This is a genomic window from Pseudomonas brenneri (genome assembly GCF_007858285.1).
In the GTDB taxonomy this organism is placed as follows: domain Bacteria; phylum Pseudomonadota; class Gammaproteobacteria; order Pseudomonadales; family Pseudomonadaceae; genus Aquipseudomonas; species Aquipseudomonas brenneri.
This window is the reverse complement of sequence record NZ_VFIL01000008.1, coordinates 258,059-276,813: the sequence shown is the minus strand read 5'-3', so window position 1 is coordinate 276,813 and position 18,755 is coordinate 258,059. Positions and strand designations below refer to the sequence as shown.

Here is an 18,755-nt window from a genome sequence, read left to right as displayed (position 1 = left end):
GACAACACCCTCCAGTGTGGAAGGGCTTTTGTGGGAGCTGGCTTGCCTGCGATGCAGACACCTCGGTCTGTCAGTTACATCGGGGTGATGCTATCGCAGGCAAGCCAGCTCCCACATTGGATCTATGTTTGACTTGAGATTATCGATGACCGCACTCAACCTTCACCACCTCGCCTGGTCGCCCTTGGGCCATGGCCACTGTCATCACCAGTTCCAACTGCGTGATGCCAGCCTGCGGGTGGGTGCGGGGGAGTTTGTTGGCTTGATCGGCCCCAACGGCAGCGGCAAGACCAGCCTGTTGCGCTGCGCCTATCGTTTCAGCAAACCCGCCGCCGGCGAGGTGCTGCTGGACCACCAGAACGTCTGGAAGCAATCCTCGCGCTGGTGCGCCCAGCGCATCGCCGTGGTGTTGCAGGAATTTCCCGACGCCTTCGGCCTGCGGGTCGATGAGGTGGTCGCCATGGGTCGCACGCCCCATAAGGGGCTGTTCGACGGCGATACCCGGCACGACCGGCAGTTGATCGAACAAGCCCTGGAATCGGTCGGCCTGCTGGGCTTTGAAGACCATGCCTTCGCTACGCTTTCCGGCGGTGAAAAGCAGCGGGTGATCCTCGCCCGCGCCCTGGCCCAGCAACCGCAACTGCTGATCCTTGACGAGCCGACCAACCATCTCGACCCGCGCTATCAGCTAGAGTTACTGGGGCTGGTCAAGCGCCTGAACATCGGCACCCTGGCCAGCATTCACGACCTCAACCTGGCCGCAGCCTTCTGTGATCGCCTGTACGTCATCAACCATGGGCAGATCGTTGCCAGCGGTACGCCCCACGAAGTCTTGACTGCCGAACTGCTGCGCGAGGTGTTTGGTGTCGAAGCCTTGATTGACACTCATCCCCTGTCCGGCTACCCACGAATCACCTGGATAACCCAACCATGATCCTGCGCTCCCTGCTGTGCTTTACCCTGCTGTGCGGTGCGACCCAGGCGTTCGCCGAGGCCACCCATTACCCACTGAAGATCCAGAGCTGCAACCGCGAAGTGACCTTCAAGCAGGCGCCCAGGCATGCGGTCAGCCACGACATCAACATGACCCAGATGATGCTCGCACTGGGTCTCAAGTCGCGCATGGTCGGCTACAGCGGCGTGACTGGCTGGAAGTCGGTCACGCCCGAGATGGCGCAGATCCTCGACGGTCTGCCGGAACTGGCCAGCAAGTATCCGTCGGTGGAAACCCTGCTCAACGCCAACGTCGATTTCTTCTTCGCCGGCTGGGACTACGGCATGCGCGTGGGGGGCGACCTTACGCCGCAAACCCTGCAGCCCCTGGGTATCAATGTGCTGGAGCTGACCGAGTCCTGCGCCTTTGTGATGAAGCGCCCCGCTGCAACCCTGGACGACACCTATAACGACCTGCGCAACCTGGGCAAGATCTTCGACGTGCAGGACCGCGCCAACGCCTTGATCGCACAGATGCAGGCCCAGGTCGCCCAGGTGCAGACAACCCTGCCCGCCGAAAAGCCACGGGTATTTCTCTACGACAGCGGAGAAGACCGCGCCATGACTTCCGGGCGCCTGGGCATGCCGCAAGCACTGATCGATGCTGCCGGCGGGCGCAATATCCTCGATGACGTCGAAGCCAGCTGGACCCGGATCAACTGGGAAACCGTGGTCGAACGCAACCCGCAGGTGATCGTGATCGTCGACTACAGCGAAATCACCGCCGAGCAGAAACAGCAGTTTTTGCTCGATAACCCGGCACTGCAATCGGTGGACGCAATCAAGAACCAGCGTTTCATCGTGATCCCTTACGTCCAGGCCACGCCGGGCATCGACAATGTGCTGGCGGTCGAGACCCTGGCCAAGGGGTTCCACGGCCAATGATCGACCGTCGTTATGCCCTGCTGCTGAGTGCCCTTGGCGGGTTGTTGCTGATCTCTTGCGTAATCTCGCTGGGGTTCGGCTCCGCGCGAGTGCCGGTAGATGTGGTGTGGCGGATTCTGCTGCACAAGGCCTTGGGCATCGGCGAGGCCAACTGGAGCGCCGGCCAGGAACATATCGTCTGGCTGATCCGTGTACCACGCATGTTGCTGGGCGCGCTGGTAGGCGCCGGGTTGGCGCTGATCGGCGCGGTCTTGCAGGCAGTCACACGCAACCCCCTGGCCGATCCACACCTGCTGGGCGTAACTTCGGGCGCCACATTGGGCGCGGTGATTGTGGTGCTGCATGTCGGCGAAGTCATCGGCCTGCTGACCCTGCCCACCGCCGCCTTCATCGGCGCGCTGCTAAGCATGCTGGTGGTGCTGGCGGTGGCCAGTCGTAATGGCCGCCTGGAGAGTGATCGTCTGTTGCTGTGCGGCGTGGCCGTGTCGTTCGTGATGATGGCGGTTGCCAACCTGTTGCTGTTCATGGGCGATCATCGCGCGGCGTCAGCCGTGATGTTCTGGATGCTCGGCGGCCTGGGCCTGGCGCGCTGGGAACTGCTGGCGATCCCCACCGTCACTGTCTTGCTGGGGCTGGTTTTGCTACTGGGCATGGCGCGCCCGCTCAACGCGCTGATGTCCGGCGAGCAGACCGCCGTGACCCTGGGCCTGAACGCCCGCAATGTGCGCCTCAAGGTATTTTTGATCGCCTCGTTGATGACCGGCGTGCTGGTATCGATCAGCGGCTCCATTGGCTTTGTCGGGCTGATGGTGCCGCACATCGCCCGTCGCCTGGTAGGCGCAGAACACCGCCGGGTACTGCCGGTGTGCGTGCTGCTGGGCAGCCTGTTCCTGGTCTGGGTCGACGTTGCCGCGCGCACCCTGATCGCCCCCGAGGACTTGCCGATCGGCGTGGCCACTGCGGCCATTGGCGGGTTGTTTTTTATCGGCTTGATGCGCAAGCGCTGATGACGCCCCCTTGTGGCGCACGCACGCGCACCATGCCACTCGATCTGCCAGCTTATGGTGCACTGCACAAACCTAGCCCGCGCCAAAACGACCGTTTTCTGCCTTTATACGACTAGGCACACGGCTTGCAATGCCTCCCTCAACTGTCGTCTAACACTGTTGAGTCACGGAGATTGCACAATGAAGCGTCGCAGCTTGATCAAGGCTTTCACACTCACGGCATCCATTGCCGCCATGGGCCTGACCTGGACCGTCCAGGCCGCCGAGACCATCAAGGTCGGCATCCTGCACTCGCTGTCCGGGACCATGGCGATCTCCGAAACGTCGCTCAAAGACATGGCCTTGATGACCATCGACGAGATCAACGCCAAGGGTGGCGTCAACGGCAAGATGCTGGAGGCGGTGGTGGTGGACCCGGCGTCCAACTGGCCGCTGTTCGCCGAAAAGGGGCGGCAGTTGCTGACCCAGGACAAGGTCGCCGTGGTGTTCGGCTGCTGGACCTCGGTGTCGCGTAAATCGGTGCTGCCAGTGTTCGAGGAACTCAATGGCCTGCTGTTCTACCCGGTGCAATACGAAGGCGAAGAAATGTCGCCCAACGTGTTCTACACCGGCGCCGCGCCGAACCAGCAAGCAATCCCGGCGGTGGAATACCTGATGAGCGAGGAAGGCGGCAGCGCCAAGCGCTTCTTCCTGCTGGGTACCGACTACGTGTACCCGCGCACCACCAACAAAATCCTGCGCGCGTTCCTGCAGTCCAAAGGCGTCGCCGACAAAGACATCGAAGAGGTCTACACCCCGTTCGGCCATAGCGATTACCAGACCATCGTCGCCAACATCAAAAAATTCTCCGCCGGTGGCAAGACGGCGGTGATCTCCACCGTCAACGGCGACTCCAACGTGCCGTTCTACAAAGAACTGGCCAACCAGGGCCTGAAAGCCACCGAAGTTCCGGTGGTGGCGTTCTCGGTGGGCGAAGAAGAACTGCGCGGCATCGACACCAAACCACTGGTGGGCAACCTGGCGGCGTGGAACTACTTCCAGTCGGTAGAGAACCCGGTCAACGCCAAGTTCGTCGCTGACTGGAAAGCTTATGCCAAGGCGAAAAATCTTCCGGGCGCCGACAAGGCCGTAACCAACGACCCGATGGAAGCCACCTACGTCGGCATCCATATGTGGGCGCAGGCGGTGGAGAAAGCCAAGTCCACCGACGTCGACAAGGTGCGTGAAGCCCTCGCCGGCCAGACCTTCGCCGCACCGTCGGGCTACACCCTGACCATGGACAAGACCAACCACCACCTGCACAAGCCGGTGATGATTGGCGAGATCCAGTCTGACGGCCAGTTCTCGGTGGTCTGGCAGACCGAAGGGCCGATCCGTGCCCAGCCTTGGAGCCCGTATATCCCTGGCAACGACAAGAAGCCGGATCACGCGGTGAAGAGCAACTAAGCCCCAACCCACGGGCCCGCTCCCTGTAGGAGCTGGCTTGCCGGCGATAGCGGTGTGTCAGTCGACTCATCTATAACTGCCCCACCGCTATCGCCGGCAAGCCAGCGCCTACAGAGGGTAGGTGTTCACACCGTCCGCGCATGTTCAGGACAATTTGTTATGCCCACTGCCCTCCACCGCCTCATCCTGGCCTGCCTGCTGTTGCTGCCCCTGGCTGCACACGCAGGCGATGCCGAAGATTTCCTCGCGGCCAACCCCACGCAACAGGCCAAACTGTTGCAGGACTGGGCCGCCCAGCCCGACCCGGCGCGTGTCGAGTTGATCAATTCACTGCAACAAGGCCAACTCACGGTAAACGGCGAAACCAAGACCGTACGCCTGAACAACCGCCTGCGCGGCTTGATCAACAACGTACAAGCCAGCCAGCAGTTGCTCGCCACCGAACCCAAGGTGCGCCTGGCGGCTGCGCAACAACTGCAAAAAAGTGCGACGCCTGCACAACTGAAATTCCTCGACCAGCAACTCGCCAACGAAGCCGACGACGACGTCCACAGTGCCCTGAGCCTGGCCCTGGCCAACCTGCAACTGGTCGATTCCGACCCCGCAGTACGCCTGGCAGCCGTGCGCCTGCTCGGCGACACCGGCGACCCACTGGCCCGTACCCGCCTGGAAGCCCTGCTCGCACCTGGTGTCGAGGCTGACGCCGCGGTGCACACCGCCGCCGAAACCAGCCTGGCCCAGGTCAAGCGCAAGCTGCTGGTGGGCGAAATGCTCGGCCAGGCCTTCAGCGGCATGTCCCTGGGCTCGATCCTGTTGCTGGCGGCCCTGGGACTGGCGATCACCTTCGGCTTGCTCGGCGTGATCAATATGGCCCATGGCGAGATGCTGATGCTCGGCGCCTACTCCACCTATGTGGTGCAGTTGCTGATGCAGCGCTACGTACCCCAGGCCATCGAGTTCTACCCGTTGATCGCACTGCCGGTGGCGTTTTTTGTCACCGCCGGCATCGGCATGGTTCTGGAACGCACGGTGATTCGTCACCTCTATGGCCGGCCGCTGGAAACCCTGCTGGCGACCTGGGGCATCAGCCTGATGCTGATCCAGTTGGTGCGCCTGGTGTTCGGCGCGCAGAACGTTGAAGTGGCCAACCCGGCGTGGCTGTCGGGCGGGGTCCAGGTGCTGCCCAACCTGGTGCTGCCGTACAACCGCATCGTGATCATCGCCTTCGCCCTGTGCGTGGTGGTGCTGACCTGGCTGCTGCTGAACAAGACCCGCCTGGGTCTCAACGTGCGCGCCGTGACCCAGAACCGCAACATGGCCGCCTGCTGCGGCGTACCCACCGGGCGCGTGGATATGCTCGCGTTTGGCCTGGGCTCCGGCATCGCAGGCCTGGGCGGCGTGGCCCTGAGCCAGATCGGCAACGTCGGCCCGGACCTGGGCCAGAGCTACATCATCGACTCGTTCCTGGTGGTGGTGCTCGGCGGTGTCGGCCAGTTGGCCGGCAGTGTCATGGCCGCCTTCGGCCTGGGGATTGCCAACAAGATTCTTGAACCGCAGATCGGTGCCGTGCTCGGCAAGATCCTGATCCTCGCGCTGATCATTCTGTTTATCCAGAAACGCCCGCAGGGACTCTTCGCACTGAAAGGACGGGTGATCGACTGATGAACCAGCCATTGATGCTCACGGCCGCGCAAAAGGCCGGCCCCAAGGTGACGATTGCGGTGGGCGTGGTGATCCTCGCCGTGCTGCTGGCGTTGCCGTTGTTGTCACTGTTGCCCGCAGACAGTGCATTGCACGTCTCGGCCTACACCCTGACCCTGGTGGGCAAGATCCTCTGCTACGCCATCGTCGCCCTGGCGCTGGACCTGGTGTGGGGTTACGCCGGCATGTTGTCCCTGGGCCACGGCCTGTTCTTCGCCCTCGGCGGCTACGCGATGGGCATGTACCTGATGCGCCAGGCGTCCGGCGAGGGTCTGCCGGCGTTCATGACCTTCCTGTCGTGGACTGAGTTGCCGTGGTATTGGGTCGGCACCGAGCACTTCCTCTGGGCCCTGTGCCTGGTGGTCCTGGCCCCGGGCTTGCTGGCGCTGGCGTTCGGTTTCTTTGCCTTCCGTTCGCGAATCAAGGGCGTGTATTTCTCGATCATGACCCAGGCCCTGACCTTTGCCGGGATGTTGTTGTTTTTCCGCAATGAGACCGGGTTTGGCGGCAACAACGGCTTTACCAATTTCCGCAGTATTCTCGGCTTCGGCATCACCGAACCGGGCACCCGCGCGGTGCTATTCCTGGCTACGGTGCTGCTGTTGGTGGCCAGCCTGTACATCGGCTGGCGCCTGGCGCAGAGCAAGTTCGGCCGGGTGCTGACGGCCCTGCGTGATGCAGAAAACCGCCTGATGTTCTGCGGCTATGACCCACGCGGCTTCAAGCTGTTCGTGTGGGTGCTGAGCGCGGTGTTGTGCGGCCTGGCCGGGGCGCTGTATGTGCCGCAGGTGGGCATCATCAACCCCAGCGAAATGTCACCGACCAACTCCATCGAAGCGGCTGTCTGGGTTGCCCTCGGCGGGCGCGGCACCTTGATTGGCCCACTGCTCGGCGCAGGCGTGGTCAATGGCATGAAGAGCTGGTTCACCGTGGCCTTCCCGGAATACTGGCTGTTCTTCCTCGGCGCGCTGTTCATCATCGTCACGCTGTATTTGCCCAAGGGCATCATCGGCCTGCTGAAGAAGAAGGGCGAACAATGAGAATCACACCGACGGCTGAATTTATGCTCGAACCTGTTCTCGACCCCAACAAAGATGCCGGCAGCAGCCGCGACGCCATCGGCCTCGGCCAGGCCGCAGGCAAGGGCCTCAACACCCGCCACGGGACGATCCTGACCCTGGAAGATATCAGCGTCAGCTTCGACGGCTTCAAGGCGCTCAACGACCTGAACCTGTACATCGGCGTCGGCGAATTGCGCTGCATCATCGGCCCCAATGGTGCGGGCAAAACCACGCTGATGGACGTGATCACCGGCAAGACCCGCCCCAGCCACGGCAAGGCCTGGTTCGGCGAAACCCTGGACCTGACCAGCATGAGCGAAGTGCAGATCGCCCAGGCCGGAATCGGCCGCAAGTTCCAGAAGCCCACGGTGTTCGAAGCCCTGAGCGTGTTCGAAAACCTGGAGCTGGCGCAGAAAACCGACAAGTCAGTGTGGGCCAGCCTGCGCGCACGCCTGAGCGGCGAGCAGAAAGACCGCATCGACGAGGTGCTGGACACCATTCGCCTCACAGCATCAGTGCAACGCCCGGCCGGCTTGCTGTCCCACGGCCAGAAACAGTTCCTGGAAATCGGCATGTTGTTGATGCAAGACCCGCAACTGTTGCTGCTTGATGAGCCGGTGGCAGGCATGACCGACGCCGAGACCGAGTTCACCGCCGAGCTGTTCAAGCGCCTGGCGGGCAAACACTCGCTGATGGTGGTGGAGCATGACATGGGCTTTGTCGGCTCGATTGCCGACCACGTCACGGTGTTGCACCAGGGCAGCGTGCTGGCCGAAGGGTCGCTGGAACAGGTGCAGGAAAACGAGCGCGTCATCGAGGTGTACCTCGGTCGCTGAACCCGATGCGGATTGCTCTCTGTAGGAGCGAGCTTGGTCGCGAAGATCGTCAACGATAACGCGCCGAGCCTGAATGCCCGCGGTGCCTTGGCGCTTTTCGCGAGCACGCTCGCTCCTACAGGGAATTGAGGAGAATTTGAACATGCTGCAAGTCGATAAATTGCACCAATACTACGGCGGCAGCCACATCCTGCGCGGCCTGTCCTTTGACGTGAAAGTCGGCGAAGTCACCTGCCTGCTGGGACGCAACGGCGTGGGTAAGACCACCCTGCTCAAATGCCTGATGGGCCTGTTGCCGGCCAAGGAAGGTGCAGTCAACTGGGAAGGCAAGGCCATCACCGGCTTCAAGCCGCACCAACGGGTACACGCCGGCATCGCCTACGTGCCCCAGGGCCGGGAGATTTTCGGCCGCCTGACGGTGGAAGAAAACCTGCTGATGGGCCTGTCGCGTTTTCCCGGCAGCGAAGCCAAGGAAGTGCCGCCGTTTATCTACGAACTGTTCCCGGTCTTGCTGCAAATGAAGCACCGCCGCGGTGGTGACTTGTCCGGCGGCCAGCAGCAACAACTGGCGATCGGCAGGGCCCTGGCCAGCCGCCCGCGCCTGTTGATCCTCGACGAGCCCACCGAAGGCATCCAACCGTCAGTGATCAAGGAGATCGGTGCGGTGATCAAGAAGCTCGCCGAACGTGGCGACATGGCGATTTTGCTGGTGGAGCAGTTCTACGACTTTGCCGCCGAGCTGGCCGATCAATACCTGGTGATGTCACGGGGTGAAATCGTCCAGCAGGGCCGTGGTGAAAATATGGAAGCCGAGGGTGTACGCGGCCTGGTTACCATCTAATCTGTAGCGTCTCGTTGATAAGCCCTGACCATGACTGTTCCTGCCCCCACCGCCCTGTTCACCCCCAGCTGGCACGCCGCGCTGGAGTTGGGCTACGCACAATTTGGCACGACCACGCGCCCGGTGCTGCGCCGCCATCAGGGCCCGCTGCGGGTGCAAAAGCACCTGTACGCCGAAGGTCCCGAGGTGTGCCAGCACATTATCGTGCACCCGCCGGGCGGGATTGCCGGGGGGGATCGCCTGGATATCACGGCGCATGTCGGCCAGGGTGCATGGGCACAGTTGACCAGCCCCGGCGCCGCCAAGTGGTACCGCGCCAGCGGGCCGGCCTATCAGCAAGTGGCATTGACGGTCGAGGCCGGCGCCACCCTGGAGTGGCTGCCCCAGGAAACCATCGTGTTCAGCGCCGCACAGGCCGAACTCAGTACCCGCATCGACCTGCACGGCGACGCCCGTTTGTTCTACTGGGATGTGGTGGCGCTGGGGCGCCCGGCCAGTGGCGAGCGTTTCGACCTTGGGCACTTTCAGTCGCACCTGGATATCCGCCGCGACGGCCAGTTGCTGTGGCATGAGCGCCAGCGCATTGTGGGCGACGACGGCCTGCTCGACTCGCCGATTGGCCTGGATGGGCAGCCGGTGTTTGCCACGTTGCTGGTGAGCGGGGAAATCGATACCGAACTGCTTGAACAATGCCGTGCGCTGCCCCATGCAGTGCGTGGCGACCTGACCCAACTGCCGGGTTTGCTGGTGGCGCGCTGCCTGGCCAGCGAGACGTTGCTGGCGCGGGCCTGGTTGATTGATCTGTGGCGGTTGTTGCGCCCGGCGCTGCTGGGGCGTGAGGCCATACCTCCGAGAATTTGGAACACATGAAATCAAAATGTGGGAGCGAGCAAGCCCTCACATTGGACCTGTGTTGTTAATAAATTTTTTTCAAAACGGATTGCTGACCATGGACCTGACCCCACGGGAAAAAGACAAACTGCTGATCTTCACCGCCGGCCTAGTGGCCGAACGCCGCCTGGCGCGCGGGGTGAAGCTCAATTACCCGGAAACCATTGCCTATATCTCCGCCGCCCTGCTCGAAGGTGCGCGTGATGGCCGTACCGTGGCCGACCTGATGCACTTTGGCACCACCCTGCTCAGTCGCGAGCAAGTGATGGAAGGCATCCCGGAAATGATCCCGGATATCCAGGTCGAAGCCACCTTCCCCGACGGCACCAAACTGGTGACCGTCCACCAACCCATCGCCTGAGGCCCGGCCATGTCCTTGCTGATTCGTGACGCGGTGCACGGCGACTTGCCGGCCATCCGCGATATCTACAACGATGCCGTGCTCAACACCACAGCGATCTGGAACGACCAACCGGTGGACCTGGGCAATCGCCAGGCCTGGTTCAGCGCGCGCCTGGCGCAGTTCTATCCGATCCTGGTGGCGGTGGATGCCGAGCAGGTCGTCGGCTATGCCTCGTTCGGCGACTGGCGGCCCTTCGACGGCTTTCGCCACACCGTCGAACATTCGGTGTACGTGCGCAACGACCAACGTGGCAAGGGCCTTGGCCCGCTGCTGATGCAGGCACTGATCGAGCGCGCCAGGACCTGCGACAAACATGTGATGGTCGCGGCCATCGAAAGCGGCAACCTGGCCTCGATCCGCCTGCATGAGCGCCTGGGCTTCAGCACCACCGGGCAGATGGCCCAGGTGGGCACCAAGTTTGGCCGTTGGCTGGACCTGACCTTCATGCAACTGCTGCTCAACCCCGGCGCCCAGCCACCTGCCGTGCACAAGGAGTGATACCGATGAACGCTGCCCAACTGCGTCGAGTGAATGCCGAAAGTTTTGCCCATTATCGCCAGGGCCTGATTGAGCTGTTGCTGGACGCCGTGAAGCACGGCGCATCGGTGGGTTTCATGGCCGACCTCGACGCAGCCCAGGCCCGCGCCTACTTCGACGGCGTACAGGCCGGCGTCGAGGACGCCAGCCTGCTGCTGTGGGTGGTGGTGCGCGATGAACAGGTGCTGGCCAGTGTGCAACTGGCGCTGTGCCAGAAAGCCAACGGCCTCAACCGCGCCGAGGTGCAAAAGTTGCTGGTGCTCAATGACGCCCGGCGCCATGGCCTGGGCCATCAATTGATGAACGCGCTGGAGCTGTGTGCACGCCAGCACAAGCGTGGCCTGCTGTACCTGGACACCGAAGCCGGCTCCCCGGCCGAAGCCTTCTACCAGGCCCTGCACTACACCAAGATCGGCGAACTGCCGGACTACTGCCAAAGCCCGGACGGACGCTACAGCCCGACCGCCATCTACTTCAAGACCCTGGGGCAACCTGCATGATTCCTGGCCAATACCAGATCCAGCCTGGCGAGATCGAACTGAGCGTGGGCCGGCGCACCTTGAGCCTGAGCGTGGCCAACAGCGGCGACCGGCCGATCCAGGTCGGCTCCCATTACCATTTCTTCGAGACCAACGACGCGCTGACCTTTGACCGCGCCCTGGGCCGCGGCATGCGCCTGAACATCCCGGCGGGCACGGCGGTGCGGTTCGAGCCGGGGCAGAGTCGCGAGGTGGAGTTGGTGGAGCTGGCAGGGTTGCGCCGGGTGTTCGGGTTTGCCGGGAAGATCATGGGTGATCTTTAGGGCCTCATCGCAGGCAAGCCAGCTCCCACATGGGAATGCATTTCAAATGTGGGAGCTGGCTTGCCTGCGATAGCGGATTCACATTCAACACAAATTCTTCAGGACACTCCTATGAAAATCAGCCGCCAGGCCTATGCCGACATGTTCGGCCCCACCGTCGGTGACAAGGTCCGCCTGGCCGATACCGAGCTGTGGATCGAAGTGGAACAGGACTTCACCACCTACGGCGAAGAAGTGAAATTCGGCGGCGGCAAAGTCATCCGCGACGGCCAGGGCCAGAGCCAACTGCTGGCCGCCGAGGTGGTCGACACGGTGATCACCAACGCGCTGATCATCGATCACTGGGGTATCGTCAAGGCCGACGTCGGCCTGAAAAATGGCCGTATCGCGGGGATCGGCAAGGCCGGCAACCCGGATATCCAGCCCGGCGTGACCCTGGCCATCGGCGCCAGCACCGAAGTGATTGCCGGCGAAGGCATGATCCTCACCGCCGGCGGCATCGACACCCATGTGCACTTCATCTGCCCGCAGCAGGTCGAAGAAGCACTGACCAGTGGCGTCACCACCATGATCGGCGGCGGCACCGGGCCGGCCACCGGCACCAACGCCACCACCTGCACCTCGGGCCCGTGGCACCTGGCGCGCATGCTGCAAGCCAGCGATTCGTTCCCGATGAACATAGGCTTTACCGGCAAGGGCAACGCCAGCCTGCCCGAGCCGTTGATCGAGCAGGTCAAGGCCGGTGCCATCGGCTTGAAGTTGCATGAAGACTGGGGCACCACGCCCGCCAGTATCGACAACTGCCTGAGCGTGGCCGACCAGTACGACGTGCAGGTGGCGATCCACAGCGACACCCTCAACGAGTCCGGCTTTGTCGAAACCACCCTCGCCGCGCTCAAGGGCCGCACCATCCACACCTACCACACCGAAGGTGCCGGCGGCGGGCATGCGCCCGATATCATCAAGGCCTGCGGCTTCCCCAATGTGCTGCCCAGCTCCACCAACCCGACCCGGCCGTTCACCCGCAATACCATCGACGAGCACCTGGACATGTTGATGGTCTGTCATCACCTCGACCCGAGCATTGCCGAGGACGTGGCCTTCGCCGAAAGCCGCATCCGCCGCGAGACCATCGCCGCCGAAGATATCCTGCATGACCTTGGCGCATTCTCGATGATCAGCTCCGACAGCCAGGCCATGGGCCGCGTGGGCGAAGTGATCATGCGCACCTGGCAAACCGCCGACAAAATGAAAAAGCAACGCGGGCCACTGCCGGGGGACGGCGCAGGCAACGACAATTTCCGCGCCAAGCGCTACATCGCCAAGTACACCATCAACCCGGCGATCACCCATGGCATCAGCCATGAGGTGGGCTCCATCGAAGCCGGTAAATGGGCCGACCTGGTGCTGTGGCGCCCGGCATTCTTTGGTATCAAGCCCACGTTGATTCTCAAGGGCGGAGCGATTGCCTCAAGCCTGATGGGCGATATCAACGGCTCGATCCCCACCCCGCAACCGGTGCACTACCGCCCGATGTTCGCCAGTTTCGGCAGTGCATTGCACGCCACCAGCCTGACGTTTATCAGCCAGGCGGCGCTGGCTGAAGGCTTGCCGCAGGCCTTGGGATTGAAAAAGCAGATCGGGGTGGTCAAGGGCTGCCGTGGGGTACAGAAGACAGACCTGATCCACAACGACTACCTGCCAGACATCGAGGTCGACCCGCAGACCTACCAGGTCAAGGCCGATGGCGAGCTGTTGTGGTGCGAGCCGGCAGATGTGCTGCCAATGGCCCAGCGGTACTTCCTGTTCTGACCGTTCATCGGCAGGTTGCCAGCGAGCCAGTGAAGCTCGCAGACGTTGGCGCTACGATGCGCCACGTTTGCTCACTGTCTTGCACTTGGGAACCTGGCTATGCGCCTATCCGAATTCATCGCGTTGCATGCCGACCGGATCGTCGATGAATGGGAGCAGTTTGCCGAAACCTTGACCCCGGCCGCCGAAACCCTGAACCGCACGCAACTGCGCGACCACGCGCACTCGATCCTGCTGGCCGCCGCACGGGACATGAACACCCGCCAGAGCGCCAGCGAACAAGCGGCCAAGGCCAAGGGCGAAGGCCCGGAGAAAACCCCGAGCCTGGACGAAGCCGCCGCCAGCCATGGCGAGCTGCGCCATACCGTGGGTTTTGACCTGGTGCAGATGACCTCCGAGTTCCGTCACCTGCGGGCCTGTGTGATCCGGCTGTGGGTCGAGAGCCTGGAGGCGCCGGACCTTAAGTATTTCCAGGACATGATCCGTTTCAACGAAGCCATCGACGAAGCCCTGGCCGAGTCCACCGCGGCCTACGCCGAGCAGGTCAATCGCTCGCGGGATATTTTCCTCGCCATCCTCGGCCACGACCTGCGTGCACCGTTGCAGGCGGTGAAGATGTCTACCGAGATGTTGTTGCGCAAGGTCCCGCTGGACAGCAATGGCCTGGACCTGGTGGGTAATATCAAGAGTGGCGCCCGGCATATGGCAGCCATGGTCAGCGATCTGCTGGAGTTTGTGCGCAGCCGACTGGGCAGCAGCCTGCCCATCGAGCCCAAGCCGATGAACCTGGCCGAGGCGGCAAAGGAAGCCATCGACGAAGCGTGCGCGGGCCATCCGGACTGCCAGATTCACTTGCATATCGACGGGGATGCCCAAGGGCAGTGGGATCGCGGGCGGATTGATCAACTGTTGCAGAACCTGATCGGCAACGCGTTGCAGCACGGCCTCAACAGCCAGGCCGTGACCCTGAGCCTCAACGGCACGCCTGATAGCGTGGAGTTGCGCATGCACAACTACGGCACACCGATTCCCCAGGCGGCGTTGGGCACCGTATTCGACCCGCTGGTGCGCAGCGCCACTGAAGAGCTGGGCAGCACCTCAACCAGCCTTGGGCTGGGGCTGTTTATCGTCAAGGAAGTGGTGCAGGCCCATCGGGGCACGATTGAAGTGGCCTCCAGCGAAGCGGCGGGCACCACGTTTACCGTGGTGCTGCCGCGCCGATAGGCCTCTGTTAGCGGCTCCAGGCTTCCCGTGGATCAAAGTCGGCTTTTTTCGCCAGTTCCTGCCACAACGCCTTGACCTCATCGTCACAGCTCTTAGGCATTACCGCCTTGAGCTGCACAAACAGATACCCGCGTTGCCCGGCCTTGTTCAGCAAGCCATGGCCCTTGGCGCGCATGCGCTGGCCATTCTGGCTGCCGGCCGGCACCTTGAGGTTGATCTTGCCGGTGAGGGTCGGCACCGCCACTTCCGTGCCTAGGGCCAGTTCCCATGGCGCCAGGGGCAGGTTGATGATCAGGTTTTCGCCGTCCACTTCGAACTTGGGGTGCGGCGCAAACTTGATGATCAGGTACAGGTCGCCATTGGCCCCACCGCCAATCCCCGGCGCACCCTGGCCCTTGAGGCGGATGCGCTCGCCATCGGCTACACCGTCCGGGATCTTCACGTTCAGGCTCTTGGTGGTGTTGCTGACGTGCCGGCCCGAGGCGTCGTATTGCGGGACCTGGAAGCTGATCTGCTTGGACTCGGTAGAGAGTGTCTCCTCAAGGAACACCGACAGCTGCATCTCCACGTCCTGGCCTTTACGCCCTGTAGGACGGCGCTGACCGCCACCAAAGCCGTCGCCACGGGAGCCGAAGATCGAGCTGAAAAAGTCAGAGAACTCACCGCTGTCCTGGCCACCGCCAAACCCGCCACGGCTCTGCCAGCCTGGCGGCCCCTGGAACGGTTGACCATGCTGGCCATAGCGGCGCAATTCGTCGTACTCGGCGCGCTTGTCCGCACTTTTCAGCGCTTCATAGGCTTCCGAGGCATCCTTGAACTTCTCTTCCGCGTCCTTTTCCTTGCTGACGTCGGGATGATACTTACGGGCCAGCTTGCGATAAGCGGCCTTGATCTGCTTGTCATCGGCCGTCGGCTCGACACCAAGAATCTTGTAATAGTCTTTGAAATCCATGGGGGCATCACCATCCGTTATCGAGATCGCACAGTCGCGCCCTGCCTGCCTGGGCATTGCGGGGCGGTTCGAGGTGCGTCAGAAAATTATCGGCGGCTTGCAGGACAAACTTGATCCTTTCGACAGCCACCAACCGTATGCACAGGAGTTGGGGGCAAAGAGCCGACCTTTCAAGGTAACAAGTCTGCTGTATTTAGCGGATAGTCGGCCTACGCATCTGCACGCGAGTGACATACACTGCGCGGCCGTTTTTTAACCGGAACCTGTTAGACATGAACAACACCTCCCCAGCCCGTGCCTGCGGCATCGACTTCGGCACGTCCAACTCCACTGTCGGCTGGATCCGTCCCGGCATGGAAACGCTTATCGCGCTGGAGGACGACAAGATCACCCTGCCGTCGGTGGTGTTCTTCAACTTCGAAGAACGCCGCCCGGTGTACGGCCGCCTGGCGCTGCACGAGTACCTGGAAGGCTACGAAGGCCGCCTGATGCGCTCGCTCAAGAGCCTTTTGGGCTCCAAGCTGATCAAACACGACACCAGCGTGTTGGGCACGGCCATGCCGTTCAAGGACCTGCTGGGCCTGTTTATCGGCCAGCTCAAGAACCGCGCCGAAGCCACCGCCGGCCGTGAGTTCGAAGAAGTGGTACTGGGCCGCCCGGTATTTTTCGTCGATGACGACCCGATGGCCGACAAAGAGGCCGAAGACACCCTGGTGGACGTGGCCCGCAAGCTTGGCTTCAAGGAAGTCTCGTTCCAGTACGAACCGATCGCCGCGGCCTTCGACTACGAGTCCACCATTGAAAAAGAAGAGTTGGTACTGATCGTCGATATCGGCGGCGGCACCTCCGACTTCTCCCTGGTGCGCCTGTCGCCTGAGCGGCGCAAGCACGACAACCGCCACGACGACATTCTCGCCACCGGCGGTGTGCACATCGGCGGTACCGACTTCGACAAACAGCTCTCGCTGGCCGGCATGATGCCGCTGTTCGGCTACGGCAGCCGCATGAAAAGCGGCGCCTACATGCCCACCAGCCACCATATGAACCTGGCCACCTGGCACACGATCAACTCGGTGTACTCGCAAAAGTCCCAGATTGCGTTGGGCAGCATGCGCTACGACATCGAAGACACCGGCGGCATCGACCGGTTGTTCAAGCTGATCGAACAGCGCGCCGGGCACTGGCTGGCCATGGAAGTGGAAGAAACCAAGATCCACCTCACCCACGACGCCAGCCGCCATGTGCCGCTGGATCGGGTCGAAGCGGGCCTGAGCGTGGAACTGAGCCGCGCCCTGTTCGAGTCGTCCATCGACAACCTGCTGGAACGGGTGCGCAACAGCGTGACCCAACTGCTCGACGACGCCTCGGTGGACGTAGCCCAGGTCGACACGGTGTTCTTCACCGGCGGTTCCAGCGGCATCCCGGCCCTGCGCCAGAGTGTTTCGGCGATGCTGCCCAATGCGCGGCACGTAGAAGGGAATATCTTTGGCAGCATCGGCAGTGGGTTGGCGATTGAGGCCAGTAAGCGCTATGGCTATTGAGCTTTAGCCAAGACCGTGGCGCGGCCTTCGCGAGCAAGCCCGCTCCCACATTTAGACTGCATTCCCAAGGTGGAACTCGGTCCAAATGTGGGAACGGGCTTGCTCGCGAAAGGGCCAGTCCAAACACCCTCAAGTTTTAGACCATCCCACCCAACTTCAACTCACTCTTCAAATACGCATAGTAGATCGGCCCCGCCACCACTCCCGGCAGGCCGAATGCGGCTTCGAACACCAACATCGCCAACAGCAACTCCCACGATTTGGCACTGATCTGCCCGCCGACGATGCGCGCGTTGAGAAAGTACTCGACCTTGTGGATCACGATCAGATACCCCAGCGCCGCCACCGCGACCCAGATCGACAGCGACAGGGCGACGATGGTGATCAGGGTGTTGGACATCAGGTTGCCGATTACCGGCAGCAGGCCCAGCAGGAAGGTCAGGACGATCAGGGTCTTGGTCAGCGGCAGGTGGATCCCGCACAGCGGCAGCACCACCGCGAGGAATATCCCGGTGAAGACAGTGTTGAGCGCAGCGATTTTGATTTGCGCGAAGACAATGTTGCGAAAGGCCTGGACCAGCAGGTGCAGGCGGTCGAACAGCGCGGCGGCCAGGGGTTTGCGCTTGGTCAGGTCGGGGACCCGTTGCAAGGCGATGATGGCGCCCAGGACCATGCCGATCAGCAGGGTCACGAACATGTGCGCGGCGTCTTTGCCGACCAGTTGCAAATCGCTCAGGTGCTTGCTCAACCAATCGCCAATGGCCACGCGAAATTCGGCGGCGCTGGCCGGCAGGTAGGCGTCGAGGAACGGCGGCAATTGGCCGCGTGCGCGGTCCACCACGCCCATGAATTTATCCAGGGAAGCCCCGGGGTTTTCCGCTTCGTGCAGCAGGAAGCTGATGGCGCCGGCAAAAATTAGAGTCAGTACGCTGACAATAACCGTGCCGAGCAAGGCCACGGCCAACCAGCGTGCGCGCCGGCCTTCGATCAACCGTTGCAACTGCGGGGTGAGCATGTTGACCAGTTCGAAGACAAGCAAGCCAGCCAACAGGCTGGGCAGCAGTTTTAACGGCAATACCAGCAACAATCCGCCGAAAATGATGATGTAGCTGGCCAGCAACAACACATGACGCTGAGAAAACGTTGGCATACAGCCTCTAAACGAACGGCGTTAAAGGACGTGTAGGAGCGGGCTTGCCCTAATGCCAGTCAGTTAAGCGGTCATCGCCTTCTGTAGGAGCGAGCTTGCTCGCGAAAAACGTCAACGATAACGCGTGCTTACTGAATGAATGCAGCGCCTGTAAGTTTTTCGCGAGCAAGCTCGCTCCTACAAAAAAGCCTTAACTGACTGGCATTAGGGCAAGCCCGCGAAAAACTCATGGGCAACGCGTGCATTCAAGATGCGCGCGATACCGTTCACGTTCTTCGCGAGCAAGCTCGCTCCTACAGGTGTAAGGGCTGTGCGAGTGTCGCAGCCTTAGGTAGTCCGGGGCTATTAATTCTTCAGGCAGGTGCTCATAAAGGTTTTACGCGCATCGCCAGCCAGCGCCTTGGTTTTGGCCGACGCGTTGCAGTCCTTCATCTTTTGCTGCTGCGGGGTCAGGGTCTTGGCGTCATTGGCGGCCGGGGCCGAGAGGCAGGTTTTCATGAAGGCCTTGCGATCATCGCCCTTCAAGGTCTTGGTGGAAGCTTCGGCGTTGCAGGTGGTCATTTTGTTTTGCTGGGCAGTGGCCGCAAACCCTTGGGAACAGAGCAGCAGACCGATCATCAACAACGGAATACGCAACATCTTCATGGAGTTTTCTCCCTGTTACCACGCCGAG

The 18,755-nt window shown here is 62.0% G+C and carries 19 protein-coding genes; 16 read left to right on the top strand and 3 right to left on the bottom strand.

Translation table 11 applies throughout. The features are described from left to right. Nucleotides 1-145 precede the first annotated feature (145 nt). The 15 genes from FJD34_RS19305 (at nt 146) to FJD34_RS19235 (ending at nt 14,439) form a co-directional block, all read left to right on the top strand. A complete protein-coding gene (locus tag FJD34_RS19305) occupies nt 146-934 on the top strand; it encodes an ABC transporter ATP-binding protein (RefSeq protein WP_090292865.1) in 789 nt (262 codons plus the stop codon). Further along, nucleotides 931-1,878 (top strand): ABC transporter substrate-binding protein, encoded by a 948-nt coding sequence (locus tag FJD34_RS19300; protein WP_065942860.1) that lies wholly within the window; start codon nt 931-933, stop codon nt 1,876-1,878. The genes FJD34_RS19305 and FJD34_RS19300 overlap by 4 nt, the downstream gene beginning before the upstream one ends. Beyond that, a complete protein-coding gene (locus tag FJD34_RS19295; protein ID WP_090292863.1) occupies nt 1,875-2,885 on the top strand; it encodes a FecCD family ABC transporter permease in 1,011 nt (336 codons plus the stop codon). The genes FJD34_RS19300 and FJD34_RS19295 overlap by 4 nt, the downstream gene beginning before the upstream one ends. A 180-nt stretch (nt 2,886-3,065) precedes the next feature. Beyond that, nucleotides 3,066-4,331, top strand: a complete 1,266-nt coding sequence (gene urtA / locus FJD34_RS19290) for an urea ABC transporter substrate-binding protein (RefSeq protein WP_032862366.1) — start codon at nt 3,066-3,068, stop codon at nt 4,329-4,331. A 159-nt stretch (nt 4,332-4,490) separates the two neighbouring features. Beyond that, entirely contained in the window at nt 4,491-5,993 is a 1,503-nt protein-coding gene (gene urtB / locus FJD34_RS19285; protein ID WP_090292861.1) for an urea ABC transporter permease subunit UrtB, read from the top strand. After that, nucleotides 5,993-7,072, top strand: coding sequence for an urea ABC transporter permease subunit UrtC (urtC, locus tag FJD34_RS19280; RefSeq protein WP_090292860.1), 1,080 nt, complete (start codon nt 5,993-5,995; stop codon nt 7,070-7,072). The genes urtB and urtC overlap by 1 nt, the downstream gene beginning before the upstream one ends. Continuing rightward, nucleotides 7,069-7,929: an urea ABC transporter ATP-binding protein UrtD gene (gene urtD, locus FJD34_RS19275; RefSeq protein ID WP_032862369.1), complete on the top strand. Its 861-nt coding sequence runs from the start codon at nt 7,069-7,071 to the stop codon at nt 7,927-7,929. The genes urtC and urtD overlap by 4 nt, the downstream gene beginning before the upstream one ends. 142 nt (nt 7,930-8,071) lie before the next feature. Next, nucleotides 8,072-8,770 (top strand): urea ABC transporter ATP-binding subunit UrtE, encoded by a 699-nt coding sequence (gene urtE, locus FJD34_RS19270; protein ID WP_032862370.1) that lies wholly within the window; start codon nt 8,072-8,074, stop codon nt 8,768-8,770. Between the two features lie 30 nt (nt 8,771-8,800). Beyond that, complete coding sequence (locus FJD34_RS19265; RefSeq protein WP_032862372.1) at nt 8,801-9,640, top strand: urease accessory protein UreD; 840 nt, start codon at nt 8,801-8,803, stop codon at nt 9,638-9,640. 79 nt (nt 9,641-9,719) lie between these two features. Further along, the gene (locus tag FJD34_RS19260) at nt 9,720-10,022 is read left to right on the top strand and encodes an urease subunit gamma (protein WP_032862374.1); all 303 of its coding nucleotides are present in this window, start codon (nt 9,720-9,722) and stop codon (nt 10,020-10,022) included. A gap of 9 nt (nt 10,023-10,031) precedes the next feature. Beyond that, nucleotides 10,032-10,562 (top strand): GNAT family N-acetyltransferase, encoded by a 531-nt coding sequence (locus FJD34_RS19255; RefSeq protein ID WP_090292858.1) that lies wholly within the window; start codon nt 10,032-10,034, stop codon nt 10,560-10,562. 5 nt (nt 10,563-10,567) lie between these two features. Then, on the top strand, nt 10,568-11,101 hold the full coding sequence (locus FJD34_RS19250) for a GNAT family N-acetyltransferase (RefSeq protein ID WP_032862377.1): 534 nt from the start codon (nt 10,568-10,570) through the stop codon (nt 11,099-11,101). Beyond that, the gene (locus FJD34_RS19245; RefSeq protein WP_090292857.1) at nt 11,098-11,403 is read left to right on the top strand and encodes an urease subunit beta; all 306 of its coding nucleotides are present in this window, start codon (nt 11,098-11,100) and stop codon (nt 11,401-11,403) included. The genes FJD34_RS19250 and FJD34_RS19245 overlap by 4 nt, the downstream gene beginning before the upstream one ends. 111 nt (nt 11,404-11,514) lie before the next feature. Continuing rightward, nucleotides 11,515-13,215, top strand: coding sequence for an urease subunit alpha (gene ureC, locus FJD34_RS19240; protein ID WP_032862379.1), 1,701 nt, complete (start codon nt 11,515-11,517; stop codon nt 13,213-13,215). 99 nt (nt 13,216-13,314) lie between these two features. Further along, nucleotides 13,315-14,439: a sensor histidine kinase gene (locus FJD34_RS19235; protein ID WP_032862380.1), complete on the top strand. Its 1,125-nt coding sequence runs from the start codon at nt 13,315-13,317 to the stop codon at nt 14,437-14,439. Nucleotides 14,440-14,446: 7 nt separating this feature from the next. Here FJD34_RS19235 and FJD34_RS19230 read toward each other — a convergent pair whose 3' ends face one another. Further along, nucleotides 14,447-15,391, bottom strand: coding sequence for a DnaJ C-terminal domain-containing protein (locus tag FJD34_RS19230; protein ID WP_090292855.1), 945 nt, complete (start codon nt 15,389-15,391; stop codon nt 14,447-14,449). 272 nt (nt 15,392-15,663) lie between these two features. On the opposite strand from FJD34_RS19230, the gene FJD34_RS19225 reads away from it, so the two are divergent. Then, nucleotides 15,664-16,932 carry an Hsp70 family protein gene (locus FJD34_RS19225; RefSeq protein WP_032862385.1) on the top strand — a complete coding sequence of 423 codons (1,269 nt, stop codon included), beginning with the start codon at nt 15,664-15,666 and terminating at the stop codon, nt 16,930-16,932. Nucleotides 16,933-17,068: 136 nt separating this feature from the next. Here FJD34_RS19225 and FJD34_RS19220 read toward each other — a convergent pair whose 3' ends face one another. Together FJD34_RS19220 and FJD34_RS19215 are read right to left on the bottom strand one after the other, a co-directional pair. Next, nucleotides 17,069-18,082 carry an AI-2E family transporter gene (locus FJD34_RS19220; protein WP_032862386.1) on the bottom strand — a complete coding sequence of 338 codons (1,014 nt, stop codon included), beginning with the start codon at nt 18,080-18,082 and terminating at the stop codon, nt 17,069-17,071. A gap of 345 nt (nt 18,083-18,427) precedes the next feature. Then, on the bottom strand, nt 18,428-18,727 hold the full coding sequence (locus tag FJD34_RS19215) for a PsiF family protein (RefSeq protein ID WP_032862388.1): 300 nt from the start codon (nt 18,725-18,727) through the stop codon (nt 18,428-18,430). Nucleotides 18,728-18,755 lie beyond the last annotated feature (28 nt).